Below are 18,261 nucleotides of genomic sequence, written 5' to 3'. Positions count from 1 at the left end.
ATTGTTTGTTATAATAATACAAAAGATTCAAAAAATACTATCCGGTAGGTTAGTTGTTAGAATAAAATATGAGGAGGAATAAAAAATGGAATTTACCTACACAGAAAAAGTAGTTAAATTGCAGAAAAAGCTTAATGACTTCATGGAGAAGTATGTCTATCCCAACGAGAAGGTTTATAAGGAGCAGTTAAATCAACAGGAAACTAGATGGTCCACTGTACCTCCAATTATGGAAGAATTGAAAGAGAAAGCGAAGGCAGAAGGATTATGGAATTTGTTTTTACCGGAAAGTGAGTATGGTGCAGGATTAACAAATCTCGAGTATGCTCCGCTTTGTGAAATAATGGGAAGATCCATGATAGGTCCTGAAGTATTTAATTGCAGTGCACCTGATACCGGTAATATGGAAGTGTTAGTACGTTATGGTTCAGAACAACAAAAAAAGCAATGGCTTGAGCCCCTTCTTGAAGGTGAAATTCGTTCATGCTTCTCGATGACAGAGCCCGATGTTGCTTCGAGTGATGCAACGAATATCGAAACGAGTATTATAAGGGATGGTGACGAATATGTTATTAATGGACGTAAATGGTGGACGTCCGGTGCTGGAGATCCTCGTTGTAAAATTTCAATCGTCATGGGAAAAAATGATCCAAAGGCAGAGAAGTATGAACAACAATCTATGATTCTTGTTCCGTTAGATACAAAAGGCGTCAAAATTGAGCGCATGCTTCCAGTTTTTGGTTATGATGATGCGCCCCATGGTCATGCAGAAATTGTTTATGATAACGTAAGAGTTCCAGCAGAGAATATGCTTTGGGACGAAGGCAAGGGGTTTGCTATCGCTCAAGGACGTTTAGGCCCTGGAAGAATTCATCATTGCATGCGTTTAATTGGAGCTGCGGAACGTGCACTTGAAGATCTATGTAAGCGCGCTCAATATAGGGAAGCTTTTGGTAAGAAAATTGCTGAGCAAGGTGTTGTTCAGGAATGGATTGCAGATTCCCGTATTGAAATTGAGCAAGCACGTTTACTAACTCTAAAAGCCGCATATATGATGGATACGGTAGGAAATAAAGAAGCAAAAGCTGAAATTGCGATGATTAAAGTTGTTGCACCAAGTATGGCACTTAGAGTCATTGATCGAGCCATTCAAGCACATGGTGGTGCGGGAGTTAGTGAAGATTTCACCTTAGCAAACCATTGGGCAAATTCGCGAACACTAAGACTTGCGGATGGACCAGATGAGGTACACCGTCGCCAACTTGCTAGATTAGAACTTAAAAAGCATAAGCTAGCTCAGGAGGTATATTAAAGTGACTGTATTCGATTTGTTTCGATTAGAAGGAAAAACAGCAATTATTACTGGTGGTGGACGTGGATTGGGGGCACAAATGGCACAAGCTTTTGCAGAAGCAGGAGCAAATGTTGTTGTTTGTTCCCGGAAATTGGAGTCCTGTAAAGAAACAAGCGAGGAACTAAAGAAGCTAGGAGTCGATTCGTTAGCATTTAGTTGTGATGTAACGAACCATGACGATATAAAGAGGGTTGTTAAAGAAACGGTAGAACATTTCGGGTCCATTGATATTTTAGTGAATAACAGCGGAGCTACATGGGGTGCATCAGTTGTTGATATGCCAATAGAGGCATGGCATAAGGTGATAGATGTGAATATTACTGGAACTTATCTCATGAGTTTAGAAGTTGGAAAGGTAATGATAGACCAAAATAAAGGGAAAATTATCAATATCGCTTCGATCGCTGGTTTTGGCGGTACAAACCCTGAAGTGATGGATACGATAGGATATAATACGAGCAAAGGTGCTGTTATAACGTTTACAAAAGATTTGGCAGTAAAATGGGGAAAACATAATATAAATGTAAATGCGATCGCCCCAGGTTTTTTTCCAACAAAAATGGCACGGGGATTATTAGAAAAAGGGGGAGACGAAATTTTACAAGGAACACCCTTGAATCGATTTGGGAATGACCAAGATTTGAAAGGAGCTGCATTATTTCTCGCGTCAAAAGCATCGGACTTTGTAACAGGTGATATTTTAACTGTTGATGGCGGATCTCACGCTTTTGCTTAGTGAAATATTACAGACCTTGTGGTAAGTTAAGAGTAACAAAATTATAAACTTGCGAGGTCAGACAAATGAAAAGTGAAATTGTAAAACAAAGTATTTTATTATTTGAAAAAAAGGGCTTTAGTACCACTTCCATTCAAGATATAGTGGATGAACTAGATGTTACAAAAGGTACATTTTATTACTACTATTCTAGTAAAGAGCAATTATTAATGGATATTCATGAGGAATATATAACAAAATTATTAGAAGCTCAGTATGAAATTATAAACAGAAGTTACACATCATATAAAGACCAATTAATTGAAATTATTCGTTTAATAATTACAGACATTGTTGAAAATGGTTCAAGTGCTCGTGTCTTTTTCCGTGAGATGCGACATTTATCCGAAAAGCACATTAAAATAATCAAAGAGAAGCGTAAACAATTCCGCTTAAATATTGAAAGTATTGTTGAGGAAGGAATTAAACATGGGGAAATTAGAGATGATTTACGTCCAGATATGATTTCATTTGGAATAGTTGGGATAACAAACTGGAGTTATAATTGGTATAAAACAGAAGGTGAAGTAACGCCAGAACAATTGGTATCCATTTATTCTAAAATGATACTAACTGGTATAGAAAAGTAGTATTGTAACTTTGGCTCTACAAATTTCATTTTTACTATTTACTAATAGAATATGCTTTGCATGCTGACCGGATAGTATGCAAACGAAAGTCCCGATATATTGCTAATAAGCTGCATAATGAGCAGTGTCGTGAGAGGAGATAGATAGGTGAAATCTTTATATAGAGACACAATGCCTGTTAGAAAAGGTGAAGAGCTGGATAGGAAAACACTTTATCATTATATTCGGGAAAAGATGCCTGAAGTTCCAAGTGGAGAATTAGAAATTGAACAATTCGGTGCAGGAGCATCTAACCTTACCTATCTATTGCGAATAGGAGCGTGGGAGGCAGTATTACGACGACCTCCCCTTGGACCGGTTGCTCCAAAAGCTCATGATATGGAAAGGGAATACAAGATATTATCTAGTTTATATCCATTATACCCAACAGCACCAAAACCTTATCACTTTTCGAAAAATGAGGAAGTTGTGGGAAGCCCTTTTTTTATCATGGAACGCAGAAAAGGCATAGTTCTTGATTCAACTTTTCCTGAAGGGGTAACTTATGACGAGCAATTAGGAAAGAAAATTTCAAAATTAATGGTTGAAAGATTAGTTGAATTACATCGTATTGATTATAAAAAAACAGAATTAGAGCATATCACAAAACCAGATGGATTCATGGAGCGTCAAGTAGCTGGTTGGATTAAGCGTTATGATAACGCAAAGACAAGTGAGATTTCTGGACTCAAAGAATTAACAAATTGGATGCGGAAAAGTATTCCATCTTCACCTAAACCAACAATTATTCATTATGATTATAAACTAAATAATGCAATGTTTTCTGAGGACTTTAGTGAAATGATTGGTTTGTTTGATTGGGAGATGACAACTGTCGGTGATCCCCTTGCAGATTTAGGTGTTGCTTTATCGTATTGGACACAGCCAGATGATCCTGAACAATTGAAAACAGGGTTAGGAAAAGCATCTGTAACAACATGGGGGGGATTTTTTACTCGAGAAGAATTTTTGGAACATTACGCAAATAGGAGTGGTCGTGACGTATCAATGATTAATTTTTACCTTACTTTTGCTTACTTTAAACTAGCGGTAATATGTCAACAAATTTATTATCGGTACTTTAAGGGACAGACGAGTGATCCAAGATTTGCTCAGCTAGATCAATATACAGAAACTTTAATTCAATATGCATTGGATTCTGCGAGGGGGCTGTGATTCGTTGAAAGTTCATTTGCTTCTCAAAAAGGAAGAAATAGATACGGTACAAATGAGTGACGATAAAATTGCAGTTGTGTTTGATGTATTACTGGCAACCTCCACAATCATTTCATGTTTGCAATTTGGTGCAAAAGAAGTAATCCCTGTAATGAATGGGGAAGAAGCAATTCTTATGGCTAAGGGTTATAAAACAGAGGATGTTGCCCTCGTTGGGGAATATGACGGTATTACAATTGATGGGTTTTTAAGCCCAGCCCCATCAAGATTAGAAGAACATGTAAAGAATAAAACAGTCTTACTATCTACTACGAATGGAACCGTTGCGATACGGCAATCAGCTCCAGCGAAAGAGGTTTATATTGCTTCCTTGTTAAATGGAGAGGCTGTAAGTAAACAGATTATAAAGACCTATGATAATGAGACAATAATTGTCGTTTGCTCTGGATCATCGAATCAATTTTGTCTTGAAGATTTTTATGGGGCTGGTTATTTTATTGAGCAATTGGTAAAAGAGTATGGTTTAAATAATATTGAATTAACGGATAGCGCATCAGCATCTAAAATATTCTATCAAAATTTATCCCATGAAGCCTATAATGTTCTAAGTGAATCAAGAGTTGGCCAAATGCTACACTCCCACGACCTCCAACAAGATCTAGCATTTGTTAGCAAACAAGGTGAATTATCGATTATACCCATACTATTGGAAAAGAAAATAATTTGTTTGGAAAAAATGGAAACTTGTAAGGGAAAATAATGAGTGAGAATCGGGAGGAAAGTGGAATGATGAAAGGAATTCAATTTAAAGAATTTGGTGGTCCCGATGTGTTGGAACTCATCGAGATGGAAATACCAGCATTTAGTCAAGATGAAGTATTAATTGAAGTAAAAGCTATTGGTGTGAATTATGCTGATACCGCCAGGAGGGAAGGTAATTATGTTGTACCGACACCGTTACCATTTGTTCCAGGCGCAGAAATCGCAGGGGTAGTAAAGAAGGTTGGAAAAAATGTCCAAGATATAAAGGAAGGAATGCGAGTTGTAACGTTAATCGGTTCAGGAGGGTATGCGGAATATGCTGTTGTGCATGCGAGTCAGCTAATTCCGATTCCTAAAGATGTGTCTTTCGAAAGAGCTGTTGCATTACCACTACAAGGGTTAAGTGCTTATCATATTTTGAAAACAATGGGGAGATTGGAAGAAGGAGAAACAGTGCTTGTTCACGCAGCTGCGGGAGGAGTCGGCTCTATTGCAGTACAGCTTGCCAAAAAAATAGGAGCAAAAAAAGTGATCGCAACGGCAAGTACGAAGGAGAAATTAGCTTTTGCAAAGGAGATGGGAGCGAACTACACTGTTAATTATTCAGAGGAAGGATGGGAGAAGGAAATCCGTGAATTAACAGATGGTAAAGGTGTTGATTTAGCTCTAGAAATGGTAGGGGGAGAGGTTTTTAATAAAACAGTGAAATGCTTGGCCGCTTTTGGTAGGCTCGTCATTTATGGCGCAGCGAGCGGTGAACAGTCAGAATTTGATCCAAGAATTTTAATGCGACGTAATCAATCAATTATTGGATTTTTCCTACCACAGATAATGAATAAGCCTGCTTTGTATCAAAAGAGCTTACAGGAACTACTAGAGTATATGAATAACGGTGAATTAGTACTCACAATTGGCGGAACTTATCCATTAAGCGACGCTGCCAAAGTTCATAGGAAGTTGCAGGGAAGAGAAACAAAAGGAAAGCTTGTGTTACTTCCGTAGTAAAGATAATTTCATGCAATAGCTAAAGAGGAGGAGTCTATACATGAATAAAAATCATTTTAAGTTTTGGCCGCCTCGTTTATCTAAAAGTTTAACAATACCGAAGACAACCATATATGATAACCTAGTCATTTCAACAAAAAAATATCCTGATAAAATTGCCATACATTATTATGGAAGAAGTATTACGTATACAGAGCTACTTGAGGAAGTCGAGATACTTGCTGGGTATTTAAAAAAGAAATTAGGGGTAGAAAAGCAAGAGAAAGTATTGTTGTTCATGCAGAATTCTCCACAATACCTCATAAGCTTCTTTGCTATTTTGCGCCTACGGGCTGTAGTTGTTCCAATTAATCCGATGAGCACGACGCAGGACTTAGCGTTTTATGTGAAGGATTGCGATATTAAATATGCAATTATTGGGGAGGAATTGTATGACAATATAGTCCCATTAATAAAAGAAACTTCCTTGAATAATATCATAGTAACTTCGTATTCCGAATACTCAGGTGAGTATAACGAGAATAATGATTTCAAACCTAATCTTGCGAATAATAATCAAAAGCTATCTAATGTTATTTTTTGGAAAGATGCTTTAAGTGAAACCTATCAAATAGATGAATATGATGGCTTAGAAGATGATGTAGCAATGATTCCCTATACGTCTGGAACAACAGGGATGCCGAAAGGATGTATTCACCCCAATAGAACAATTCAGGCAAATACTGTAGGAGCAAGCCTATGGATGAATATGACAGCTGATGCGATTCCATTGTTAACTCTACCATTATTTCATGTAACAGGGTTAATTCACAGTGCACTTGCCCCTATTCAATCAGGTAGTACGATCGTGATGATGACCCGTTGGGATCGTGATTATGCAGCGAAGGAAATGGAGAGACATGGTTGTACACATTGGATTAATATAAGCACGATGTTAATAGACTTTTTATCAAATCCAAATATGAATAGTTATAGCTTATCTTCCTTACAAGTAATAGGAGGTGGAGGAGCACCGCTTCCGGAAGCAGTAGGAGAACAATTGTATGAGAGAACAGGTCTTCGTTATTATGAGGGATACGGTCTGACAGAGACCATATCACATACGCACTTCAATCCACCAAATCGTCCTAAATTACAATGCTTGGGAATCCCTTCATTTGATGTGGATGCTAGAGTAATAGACCTAGCTACGGGAAGTGAGGTTGGACCTCATGAACTAGGAGAGCTTGTGGTCAATGGGCCCCAAGTCTTTTCCGGCTATTACAATCGAGAGGATGAGAATAAGGTATCACATATAGAGATAGATGGAAAACAGTTTTTTCGAACAGGTGATATTGTGAAAATGGATGAAGAAGGGTACTTTTTTATTGTGGATCGATTAAAGCGAATGATAAATGCTTCAGGATTTAAAGTATGGCCGACAGAAGTGGAAGCTATCTTATATAAGCATCCAGCCGTTGAACAGGCATGTGTAGTAAGTGCTCCAGATAAAAAGCGTGGAGAAACTGTAAAAGCCTTTATCATATTGAAGACTGATTTTATCGGTAAAATAAAGGAAGATGAAATTATAGAATGGTCGAAAAGTCAAATGGCAGCGTATAAATATCCACGTATTATTGAGTTTGTCGAAAGCTTTCCAACAACTTCAAGTGGAAAAATATTATGGAGAGAATTACAAGAGAAAAGCTAACAGAATCTATTATTTTAAATCCTTTAAGGAGTTGATAGGTTTGGGCGAATGGATTGAAACGGTCACAGGTAAGATTCCTGTCGAAGATATGGGAAAGACATTAATCCATGAACATTTTATATTTGGCTATCCAGGATACAGTGGTGATGTAACGAATGGTCCCTTTAATGCAGACGAAGCGTTAAGTGCGGGAACAAAGGCTGCAAATGCTGTTAAGAAGTATGGAATTAAAACAGTTGTAGATCCAACCCCCAATGAATGTGGTAGAAATCCTGAACTATTAAAACAAATATCTGAGGCTACAGGGATTCAGATAGTTTGTTCTACTGGCTATTATTATGAAGGAGAAGGGGCTACAACCTATTTTAAGTTTCGCGATTCGTTAGGAACGGCGGAAAAGGATATTTATGAAATGTTCATGACGGAGATCAACGAAGGTATAGCAGGGACTGATATTAAACCAGGAATAATTAAGCTTGCTTCAAGTAAGGATGAAATCACCCCGTATGAAAAAATGTTTTTCGATATAGCAGCAGAGGTGCATAAAGAAACAGGTATTCGAATTATTACGCATACGCAGATGGGGACAATGGGACCTGAGCAGGCTAGATTGCTTATTGAATTAGGAGTAGAACCATCTAAAATTATTATCGGTCATATGTGTGGCAATACAAATATTGATTATCAAAGAGATACTTTAAAAACTGGAGTAAAAATTGGTTTTGATCGATTTGGAATTCAAAAACTGGTTGGAGCTCCAATGGATGAAGAGCGTATAAATACGCTTATAAAGTTACTTGAAGAGGGGTATGAAAAACAAATCATGCTCTCCCATGATTCCATTAATTACTGGCTAGGGCGTCCATTGGAAATGAACGACGACACTGCAACATTAGTAAAAGATTGGTATCCGACTCACATTTTTGAAAATATTATACCAGATTTAAAATCACGGGGTATCTCAGAAGAAATTATTAAGCAAATGTTTTATTTAGAAACATAGGATGATAGAGGCGGAATGACTAGTACTAGATGTTCTATAGTAAGCGCTTACTTAATAATTTTTAGGGGGTATTTGTTCATGGATAAAGTATGGCTAAAACATTATCCGGATTATATAAGAAAGGAAATTAGTATACCTGACGAACCAATAACCGAAATCCTAAAGAAGTCCATCACCCATTATGGTGACAACCCGGCCCTATATTTCTATGGAAATGAGATGACCTATAAAAGGTTAGGGGAGTTGGTAGATTCTTTTACTGCCGCACTTCAACAAGAAGCGTTTGAGCAAGGAGAAAGGGTAGCAATTATGCTCCCGAATTGTCCACAATATGTCATTAGTTATTATGGAATATTACAAGCTGGTGATATCGTAACACAGCTGAACCCAATGCTTGTAGAAAAAGAGTTGGAATACATTTTAAATGATTCAGATGCTGAAACGATTATAATTTATGAACATTTACTACCGGTTTTGAGGTCTATTATTGAAAATACATCTGTTAAACGAATAATTACAGTTAATTTTGAAGGTAAAGATACGAGGGACAGTGTAGCAATTGAATTTAACAGCTTTTTGAAAAGAGCAAAGCAATTACCAGTCGAAGTTGCCTTCAATCCATCTGAGGATATAGCAGTTTTACAATATACAGGCGGAACTACGGGACGTTCAAAAGGGGCAATGTTGACCCATCGAAATTTATTTGCAAATGTATTACAAACATACGAGTACTTTCGAGATACTATGGAACTAGGAAAAGAGCGGACTCTAACTGCAATACCACTTTTCCATGTGTATGGAATGACTTCAGCGATGAATCTTTCAATCTTTATAGGTGCAAAAAGCATATTATTGCCTAAATTTGAAATTCAGGAAGTCCTACAAACAATAAAGGAGACCAAACCAACATCATTTCCTGGAGTACCTACTATGTATATTGCATTAATCAACCATCCAGATGTAGAAGCATATGGTCTGGATAGTATTCGTACTTGTAATAGTGGTAGTGCACCAATGCCGGTAGAGTTATTAAAGAAATTCCAAGAAAAAACCGGTGCGAAAATATTAGAAGGATATGGTCTCACAGAAACCTCACCAACAACACATTGTAATCCGTCTTTCGGTAATAGAAAACCTGGGAGTGTTGGTATTGGAGTACCTTCTACGGATTATAAAATTGTTGATTTAGAAGAGGGTTCGAAAGAGCTTCCACCCGGTGAAATTGGCGAGGTTATTATTAAAGGACCACAAGTCATGAAAGGGTACTGGAATATGCCTGAAGAGACAGAGAATGCACTTTGCGATGGTTGGCTCTACACAGGAGATATTGCTTATATGGATGAAGAAGGCTATCTGTTTATTGTTGATCGTAAAAAGGACTTAATTATCGCAAGCGGGTATAATGTGTACCCTCGCGATGTGGAAGAAGTTATTTATCAACATCCCGCAGTCCAAGAAGCTGTCGCTATAGGGGTCCCTGATTCTTACCGAGGAGAAACAGTGAAAGCTGTAATCGTCTTGAAAGATGGGATGAAATGTGATGAGGAAGAATTAATTGCTTTCTGTAAAAAGAATTTGTCAGCTTATAAAGTACCGCGGATTATTGAGTTTAGAAAGGAATTACCTAAAACAGCTGTTGGCAAGATTTTAAGACGGCAAATTAGAGAAGAGACGGTTTGAAACGATGATATGAAATGCAAATGTGGAGGGATTTAATATCAATAATTTTGTGAATGAAATTTTATTATCTACAAATCAGTATTAGAAAAAATAGGATGTAATGAACAATGAATCGTTATAGCTTACTGGGATGCTACCGTGGGATTGAAGAAGGGGTTACTTTCAGACAGGACTCTTATACCAGGAGGTAGAGCAAATGAAATCCATTTTAAAGAAAAGCTGGCCAAGTGATATGCAGGAAACATTGCACTATCGTCTAGGTGAGAAACCATTACATGAATATTTGCTACAAAACGCGATTAACCATCCACAACAAACTGCCTATACTTATTACGGAAACAATATTACTTGGCAACAACTAAGTGATAATTCCCGCCGATTTGCACAGTTTCTTAAAGGGGAGGGTGTTTCAAAGGGCGATCGAATTGCATTATATATGCAGAACTGTCCCCAATATCTGATCTGTCATTATGCAATTCAAATGCTTGGTGCAATAGTCGTGCCATTGAGCCCAATGTACAAGGAAGCAGAGCTCCTCTATTTTATTAATGAAGCTGAAATTAAGGCTATCATTTCGGCTCAGGAATTGTATGAACAAGTAGAAGCAGTAAAACAGCAGACGACCTCGCTCCAATTTATCATAACTACTCATTATACAGATTTCCTTCCTGAGGCGAAAACATTACCATTACCAGACGAATTAAAAATTGAAAAAAAGAAACTTAATAGTAATTTCGATTTACTAGAAGAAATACAATCAAATAATCCAATTTCAGAGACTGAACAGATTGATATATGGGAAGATGTTGGCTTGATGGTTTTTACCTCTGGAACAACGGGAAGGCCAAAAGCAGCGATGCTCACATATGGGAATGCTCTGTTTAAAACAGCCGCAACAGCTCAAGGATATCAAATGAAACAATCAGATATTACATTGGCAGTTGCACCCCTTTGTCATATTGCTGGCATGGTGATGGGAGTTAATCTTCCTGTTTATAATTCTTTATCATGTATTTTGCTGACGCGTTTCGATGTAGAAACAGCTGTAAAGGCAATTGAAGATTATAAAGTAAATAAATTATATACGGTCGCTACAATGAATGCTGCTATTCTTAATTTCCCAGAGATTGAACAGAGGAATTTAACATCACTTGAACTAAACTTCGCAACAAGTTTTGGAACGAAAGTGGATCAAAACCTAGCCGAAGCTTGGGAGAAAGTCACTGGAGGCTGTGTACTTTTAGAAGCTTCTTACGGATTAAGTGAAACACATACATGTGATACATTTATGCCGATTGAAAATATTAAATTTGGAACTTGTGGTATTGCTACGTATGATACAGAAATACGTATTGTAGATATAGAAACAGGTGAAGACTTACCACCAGGAGTTCAAGGAGAAATTGTTATAAAAAATCCTGGAGTATTTAAAGGTTATTTAAATCGACCAGACGCAACAAAGGAAACACTAAAAGGTGGTTGGGTGTTTACAGGTGATATTGGGATGCTTGATGAGGAAGGATTTCTATATTTTAATGGTCGGGTAAAAGAAATGATTAAATCATCAGGGTATAGTGTCTTTCCTGAAGATGTTGAAGCTTTATTGAATGATCATGAGGCAATTTTACAAGTAGCGGCTATCGGTGTGCCAGATAAAAATAGAGGAGAGAGTGTAAAAGCTTATATTGTATTGAATCCTGCTTATAAAGGAAAAGTTAGTGAAAGGGATATCATTAAATGGTCAAAGGAAAAAATGGCAGCATATAAGTACCCGCGTGATGTAGAATTCCTTGATAGCTTACCAGCAACAAGTTCTGGTAAAGTTCTACGCAGACTTTTAAAAGAGGATAGATAAATAAATGGACTATAACGAAGAAGGAGAAATTATATGGACGGGATGATAGAGGAATTATGGGAGCGAAAAGAGCAAGCAAAGTATGGAGGTGGAAAAGAAAAGCTTGAAAGATTGCATAAACATGGTCATTTAACTGCTAGAGAGCGAATAGAAAAGCTTGTCGATCCGGATACATTTTTAGAATTAGGATTACTTGCCCATTCGGACCAATTAGGTTTTGAAGAGAAAAGTGCTGGTGATGGAATAATTACGGGTTTAGGTAAAGTAGAAGGAAGGCCAGTTGTATTGCAGGCAGCTGATAAAACAGTTCTTGCTGGAACGGAAGGAATGGTTTATTTTCGTAAATCAAAGGCAGCACATCAATTTGCCGTTAAGCGCGGATTTCCGTTATTGAATTTAATGGAAGGTGGAGGCTTAAGGATGCCTGATGGTATGGGGTCTGACGGGATAAGCCAGATGTTGTTTCCGCAAGAACTTTTGCTCCACAATCGTAAAGTTCCATTAATAACTGCAATTTTAGGAGATAGCTTTGGCGGCCCAACATGGACAGCTGTAACATCAGATTTTGTAACACAAGTAAAAGGAAGCGCGATGGCAGTAGCGGGACCACGTATGTTGGAAGTCGCTACAGGTGAAAAGATTTCAAATGAAGCCCTCGGTGGTTGGGAAATTCATGCAAATTATACTGGGCAAGTAGATCGCTTTGTTACGAGTGAGGAAGACTCTATACAGGAAATGAAGGAATATTTAAGTTATATGCCACTACATTCAAGTGAAGAGCCGCCGGTTAAAGAGACAAAAGATGATCCATATAGAAGACTTGATGAGATTGTTAATCTCGTACCGACTAGACGACAACGTGCCTATGATATGAAAAAGGTTATTCGTCAAATTGTTGATGATGGGAATTACTTCGAATTAAAATCTTTATATGGAACTGCGCTTATAACTGTTTTGGCTCGTATTAATGGAAAAGTAGTAGGTATTATCGCAAATCAACCATTGAAATACGCGGGCGCAGCAGGCCCTAAGGAATGTGAAAAGGCGACTGAATTTATTTGTCTTTGTGATTCTTACCATATTCCACTTGTTTTCTTACATGATATTCCGGGGTTTAGAGTATCCGGTGAAGCTGAAAAATTAAAGATGCCTACAAAGATTATGATGTGGAATCAAGCTCTTGCGCAGTCAACAGTACCTAAAATTTCAATTGTTATTCGAAAGAGTATTGGTGCCGCTTATGGGAATATGTGCGGCCCAACAATGGGGGCTGATTTTGTAGTTGCTTGGCCAACAGCCGAGATAAATTTTACTGGCCCTGAAGTTGGTATAAATGTTGTTTATGGCCGTGACCTTCAACAATCGCAAAATGCGAAAGAGGAACGATTAAAATTATTAGAATCATGGAGTTTCGACAGTTCCCCATATAAAGCAGCAGGGAAACATCTTATTGACGATATCATCGATCCAAGAGACACAAGAAAGTTTCTTTCTCAAACATTAGAATATGCCTGCATGAAAAATGGATCCATGAGTGAACGTAGACTTGCTAATTGGCAGACAGGGTTTTAAGTATTGAGAGATAAAATCCAAAGTGAATAGGCTGAATATACCGTCTATAAATGCATTTTATAAGCATACTATACGTTTAGTATAATTATTTTGGAAAACGACTTTTTTAAATTCGAAATATAGGATGAAGAGCGAAGAAGGAGGAATTTTAATGCGTAGTTGGAAGGTAACGAAATTAGGTAATCCACGAGAAGTATTAGAATTGCAAGACCATTCACGACCGTCTATTCAGGAAGGTGAAATACTGATTGAAGTAGAAGCCTCTTCACTTAATTTTTTTGATATATTACTTTGTCAGGGAAAGTATCAGGAAAAGCCCCCAATCCCATTTACGCCAGGAGCGGAGATTTCAGGAGTAATTCGTGAAATTGGAAAAAACACTCAGTTAAAAGTGGGGCAACGTGTGATCGCAACTCCTCCATTACCGGATGGAGGGTTATCTGAATGGGTGAGTGTTCCAGAGGAATCTGTTTATCCTATTGTAGATTCAATGGCTGCAACGGATGCTGCTGCAATGTTCATAACCTATCAAACTTCTTATTATGGGTTATATTACCGAGGTAATCTCCAAAAAGGGGAGGTACTTTTGGTGCATGCCGGTGCGGGTGGAGTAGGATCAGCAGCTATCCAACTTGGTAAGGCAAGGGGGGCAAAAGTAATAGCAACTGCCGGTGGTCCTGATAAAGTCCAGATATGTAAAAATCTTGGAGCGGACATAGCTATTGATTATATAATGGATGATTTTGTAGAGATTGTGAAAAGCGAGACTAACGGGCGTGGAGCAGATGTTATCTATGACCCAGTAGGAGCAGACGTGTTTGATAGATCACGTAAATGTATTGCATTTGATGGACGTTTGTTAGTAATCGGTTTTGCTGGTGGACGCATACCTGAAGCACCTGTAAACCATGCACTCATTAAAAACTATTCAATTGTTGGTGTGCATTGGGGATTATTTGCACGGTTACACCCTAGTAAAGTAAGGGAAATCCATGCAGACTTAATGCGACTTTACGATGAAAAATCAATTCGCCCATTAATATATCAAGCGTATGATTTTAGAGAAGTTCCAGACGCATTAGAAATTTTAGCCGATAGGAAGACGTATGGGAAATTGATTGTTAAGCCATGAGGCCACTTATTTAATAAATAGGTTTAACAATCCAGATATTAAGGGGGGAAGTCTATGCGCTTAAAAAACAAAGTTGCAATCATTACCGGTGGCGGTGGAGATATCGGTAAGGCAACAGCGATTCGATTTGCAAGGGAAGGAGCAAGGGTGGTCGTCGTTGATTTAAATGAAAAGACTGCATGTGAAACCGTAAATCTAATAAGAAAGGAAAATGGAGAAGCTAATTGTATAAAGACTGACGTAACTAATGATCATGCAGTACAAAATATGGTTCAAGAAACGATTGCTAAGTATGAACGGCTCGATATTATGTTTAATAATGCTGGAGTAAATAGTGTAGAGAAAAAATTGCCCGATGTTTCATTTGAGGAATGGAAGAAAGTTATGGATATAAATATAACAGGTGTATTTCTTGGTATGAAATATGCCATTCCGCATATGAAGTCGGGAGGTTCAATTATAAATACAGCAAGTATTGCAGGCATAAAAGGGCAAAAGTTAGTTGCGGCATATTCGGCATCAAAAAGCAGTGTTATTGCACTTACTAAATCGACAGCAACTGAATTTGGGAGGAAGAATATACGAATCAATGCCATTGCACCAGGAATAATTGAAACAAGTATGGTTGATGACTGGAGAAAGACGGATAAATGGCCAGTTTTATCTACAGCTAACGCTTTAAAAAGAATCGGACAACCGGAAGAAATAGCGAATGCTGTATTATTCCTTGCTTCAGATGAAGCTTCCTTTATTACAGGAGAAACACTTGTAATTGATGGTGGTACGCTTAATATTTAGCGACTACAAACATTAGAGATGTTATTCGTGAGTAAGCACTTGTTATAAATTAGAAAATTACATTCAAAAATTATTACCCCAACAGTAAATAGAAAAAAAGAGGAGGGAAAATGATGGATTTATTTCTCCAGCAATTATTAAACGGGCTTTCTAATGGCAGTGTTTACAGTTTGGTGGCGCTAGGTTTGACAATGGTATTCGGAATTCTTCACGTTCCTAACTTTGCTCATGGTGCGTAAAAAAGATGTTTGAAATTATTAAGCAGATTAATGAGGTTTAAAAGCATTTCTTGTTTTGGAATCCTATTGCTATTTGTATTCGGATTAGCAGCCTGTCTAGATATGTCATCAAGTGACTCTGGGGATAAAAATAGTAGTGAAACGGAAGAAGCGCCAGAAACTCTAGAAAATCCAACATTAAGTGAAGGAGAGGAGATTGTTGAGATAGGTTACAGCGGACCATTAAGTGGCCCGGCTGCTCAATATGGAATTAACGTTATGAATGGACTAGAGATGGCTGCTGAGGAAATTAATGAAATGGCTTTGAAGTGGATGGAACGACGTATAAACTTGAAATCGTTGCATTTGATGATCAATATTTACCAAATGAGACAGGCGTAAATGTGAAGCGAATGGTTTCGGAAAATGATCCTGTAGCAGTTTGGGTACCTCACAGTGGAGGAGTTTTTGCCACTCAAAAATTTAATGAAGAGGATAATTTCATTCTTATGGCATATACAAGTGAACCAAGACAATATGAACAAGGGAATGAGTTAATGATAGGAATCCCACCCCAATATAATGTTTGGACAGAACCATTTAGTCGATATCAAATCGAAAAATTTGGAAGTAAAATGGCACTCCTTCCTACAAACTCCCAATATGGTAAGGACTGGACTGAATCAATTGTTCCTGTATGGGAAGAAATGGGGGGAGAAATCGTCTATGAAACTGAGATTGATTTTGCAAAGGAAACCGACTATTTTACCATAATGACCAACGCATTAAATGAAGATCCGGATGTGCTTTTTGTTGGGGGACCTTCAGAACCTACTGCGCTTGTTATAAAACAAGCCAAGGAATTGGGATTCGAGGGTGGATTTATGATTATGGACCAAGCAAAATTAGAGGAAATGTCTGGTTTCTTAGGAAGCTATGATCTGCTTAACGGTTCAATTGGTCCTCTTCCTATTGAGAGTAGTGATACTTATCAAAGTGACAGATTTGTAGAGACATATAAAAAGGATTTTGGTGAACCATACGCAACTTCTGAATCTGCACTAAATTATCAGAGTGTGTATGTTTTGGTAGAAGCAATGAAAGTTGCTGGTACAGTTGAAGACAGAAAGGCAATTATGGAAGCTGTAAATGAAGGGATAAAAAATATACCAGAGGATAATTTGGTTCTTCCACTTCATGAAATTGACGAAGTAGGAAGTCTTCAATGGAAATTTGATGCAGGCATTGTTGAAGATGGAGAGGTAGAAATATTTCCATTTGAATAACGGATGAAAATATTTTTAATCATTAAAGGAAAAATTAAACCAGTCTTGAATATATATAATAAAGGTAGGGGGAATTTTTCCTTATATTTTACACTAAACATACCAACTAGTTGGTATGAAGTGATTAATAAATAAGAGGAGTGCATGAAATGTATTTACGCCTGACAGATGAACAAAAAATGGTGCAAGAAACAATCCGAAAGTTTGTCGAAAAGGAATTGATACCTTTAGAAAATGAGGTCCTTCGTAATGAAATGGAAGGTAAGCCCAGTTTATCTAAAGAAAAACAAAATGAATTGCAATTGAAAGCAAAGGAAGCTGGATTTTGGGGGATCAATACACCCGCTGAATATGGGGGAGCAGATATTGGTCAAATGATGCTAGCAATTGTACAAATGGAAGTTTCAAAGTCTTTTGTCCCGTTTCAATTCGGTGGTACTGCAGATAACATTCTCTATTATGGAAATGAGGATCAAAAAGAACAGTATTTGATACCAACAATAAATGGTGAGAAGAAGTCATGCTTTGCTATGACGGAGCCTGGAGCGGGATCGGATACAAGAGGATTAAAAACAACCGCCGTAAAGGATGGAAATGAATGGGTAATAAATGGAGAAAAGACATTTATTACGGGAGGAAATGAAGCAGATTTTGTAATGGTTATGGCTGTGACAGATAAAGAAAAGCATCAACGTACAGGCACAGATGGGGTTACATGCTTTATTGTTGATCGGGAAATGGGTTGGAAATCAGAATATATTCATACAATGGGAGAATGGGGACCGGCAGGATTAGTGTTTGATAATGTACGTGTTCCAGAAGAGAACATTCTAGGAGAAGTCGATGGTGGTTATCAGCTCGGCTTAGAATGGATTGGTTTTGCTAGATGGATTGTTGGTGCGACTGCTGTAGGAGCTAGCGAAAGGCTACTTCAAATGGCGATTGATTATTCTAAAGAAAGGAAGACATTTGGAAAGCCGATTGCTGACAGGCAAGCAATCCAGTGGCAAATCGCTGATTCGGCAGTAGAAATTGAAGCCGCAAAATGGCTCGTATTAAATGCTGCTTTTACGCTTGATCAGGGAGAAGATAACCGCCATTTAGCCTCAATAGCAAAGCTTTATGGAGCGAATATAGGTAATAATGTGGTGGATCGTGTTCTGCAAATTCATGGTGGCATGGGGTATACACGCGAGCTGCCAATTGAACGCTGGTATCGTGAAGCTAGATTATGGAGAATTTATGATGGCACGGATGAAATACAACGATTAATTATTTCTAGAAATCTTTTAAAAGGCCATGTTAAAGTAGGCCAATTTATATAAA

Annotated in this window: 16 protein-coding genes and 1 pseudogene; all 17 read left to right on the top strand. The window is 37.7% G+C overall.

The features are described 5' to 3' along the window. The first annotated feature begins 85 nt into the window (after nt 1-85). The 17 genes and pseudogenes from SPD53_RS12960 to SPD53_RS12880 all read left to right on the top strand — a co-directional run bounded on the left by SPD53_RS12960 (nt 86) and on the right by SPD53_RS12880 (nt 18,260). Complete coding sequence (locus tag SPD53_RS12960; protein WP_336252808.1) at nt 86-1,312, top strand: acyl-CoA dehydrogenase; 1,227 nt, start codon at nt 86-88, stop codon at nt 1,310-1,312. Between the two features lies 1 nt (nt 1,313). Next, nucleotides 1,314-2,090 carry an SDR family oxidoreductase gene (locus tag SPD53_RS12955; RefSeq protein ID WP_188856112.1) on the top strand — a complete coding sequence of 259 codons (777 nt, stop codon included), beginning with the start codon at nt 1,314-1,316 and terminating at the stop codon, nt 2,088-2,090. Between the two features lie 65 nt (nt 2,091-2,155). Continuing rightward, nucleotides 2,156-2,719 (top strand): TetR/AcrR family transcriptional regulator, encoded by a 564-nt coding sequence (locus SPD53_RS12950; RefSeq protein WP_188856111.1) that lies wholly within the window; start codon nt 2,156-2,158, stop codon nt 2,717-2,719. A 171-nt stretch (nt 2,720-2,890) separates the two neighbouring features. Further along, nucleotides 2,891-3,934 carry a phosphotransferase family protein gene (locus SPD53_RS12945; protein WP_188856209.1) on the top strand — a complete coding sequence of 348 codons (1,044 nt, stop codon included), beginning with the start codon at nt 2,891-2,893 and terminating at the stop codon, nt 3,932-3,934. Nucleotides 3,935-3,938: 4 nt separating this feature from the next. Further along, a complete protein-coding gene (locus SPD53_RS12940) occupies nt 3,939-4,694 on the top strand; it encodes a 2-phosphosulfolactate phosphatase (RefSeq protein ID WP_336252807.1) in 756 nt (251 codons plus the stop codon). Nucleotides 4,695-4,723: 29 nt separating this feature from the next. Next, the gene (locus SPD53_RS12935; protein WP_188856208.1) at nt 4,724-5,698 is read left to right on the top strand and encodes a quinone oxidoreductase family protein; all 975 of its coding nucleotides are present in this window, start codon (nt 4,724-4,726) and stop codon (nt 5,696-5,698) included. A 43-nt stretch (nt 5,699-5,741) separates the two neighbouring features. After that, the gene (locus SPD53_RS12930; RefSeq protein WP_188856109.1) at nt 5,742-7,391 is read left to right on the top strand and encodes a long-chain-fatty-acid--CoA ligase; all 1,650 of its coding nucleotides are present in this window, start codon (nt 5,742-5,744) and stop codon (nt 7,389-7,391) included. Nucleotides 7,392-7,431: 40 nt separating this feature from the next. Beyond that, nucleotides 7,432-8,394 carry a phosphotriesterase family protein gene (locus SPD53_RS12925; protein WP_188856108.1) on the top strand — a complete coding sequence of 321 codons (963 nt, stop codon included), beginning with the start codon at nt 7,432-7,434 and terminating at the stop codon, nt 8,392-8,394. A 78-nt stretch (nt 8,395-8,472) separates the two neighbouring features. Next, nucleotides 8,473-10,074, top strand: coding sequence for a long-chain-fatty-acid--CoA ligase (locus tag SPD53_RS12920; protein ID WP_336252806.1), 1,602 nt, complete (start codon nt 8,473-8,475; stop codon nt 10,072-10,074). A gap of 196 nt (nt 10,075-10,270) precedes the next feature. Beyond that, nucleotides 10,271-11,929: an AMP-binding protein gene (locus SPD53_RS12915; RefSeq protein WP_188856106.1), complete on the top strand. Its 1,659-nt coding sequence runs from the start codon at nt 10,271-10,273 to the stop codon at nt 11,927-11,929. 33 nt (nt 11,930-11,962) lie between these two features. Further along, nucleotides 11,963-13,501 carry an acyl-CoA carboxylase subunit beta gene (locus tag SPD53_RS12910; RefSeq protein WP_336252805.1) on the top strand — a complete coding sequence of 513 codons (1,539 nt, stop codon included), beginning with the start codon at nt 11,963-11,965 and terminating at the stop codon, nt 13,499-13,501. 151 nt (nt 13,502-13,652) lie between these two features. Then, nucleotides 13,653-14,633, top strand: a complete 981-nt coding sequence (locus SPD53_RS12905; protein ID WP_188856104.1) for an NADPH:quinone oxidoreductase family protein — start codon at nt 13,653-13,655, stop codon at nt 14,631-14,633. Between the two features lie 54 nt (nt 14,634-14,687). Further along, nucleotides 14,688-15,431, top strand: a complete 744-nt coding sequence (locus SPD53_RS12900; RefSeq protein WP_336252804.1) for an SDR family NAD(P)-dependent oxidoreductase — start codon at nt 14,688-14,690, stop codon at nt 15,429-15,431. 113 nt (nt 15,432-15,544) lie between these two features. Further along, nucleotides 15,545-15,667 (top strand): annotated as a pseudogene (locus SPD53_RS12895) (ABC transporter permease subunit); the annotation flags it as partial. A 33-nt stretch (nt 15,668-15,700) separates the two neighbouring features. Further along, nucleotides 15,701-16,051, top strand: coding sequence for a hypothetical protein (locus tag SPD53_RS12890; RefSeq protein ID WP_336252803.1), 351 nt, complete (start codon nt 15,701-15,703; stop codon nt 16,049-16,051). Further along, on the top strand, nt 15,979-16,935 hold the full coding sequence (locus tag SPD53_RS12885) for an ABC transporter substrate-binding protein (protein WP_229782549.1): 957 nt from the start codon (nt 15,979-15,981) through the stop codon (nt 16,933-16,935). Before SPD53_RS12890 ends, SPD53_RS12885 begins: the two co-directional genes overlap by 73 nt. 149 nt (nt 16,936-17,084) lie before the next feature. Continuing rightward, nucleotides 17,085-18,260: an acyl-CoA dehydrogenase family protein gene (locus SPD53_RS12880; RefSeq protein ID WP_188856102.1), complete on the top strand. Its 1,176-nt coding sequence runs from the start codon at nt 17,085-17,087 to the stop codon at nt 18,258-18,260. Nucleotide 18,261: the final 1 nt, after the last annotated feature.

Source organism: Oceanobacillus sp. MO10714A, from assembly GCF_037072045.1.
GTDB classification, from domain to species: Bacteria; Bacillota; Bacilli; order Bacillales; family Amphibacillaceae; genus Oceanobacillus; species Oceanobacillus indicireducens.
Note: the sequence above shows the minus strand (reverse complement) of the source record. Positions and strands in the feature narration are given on the sequence as shown.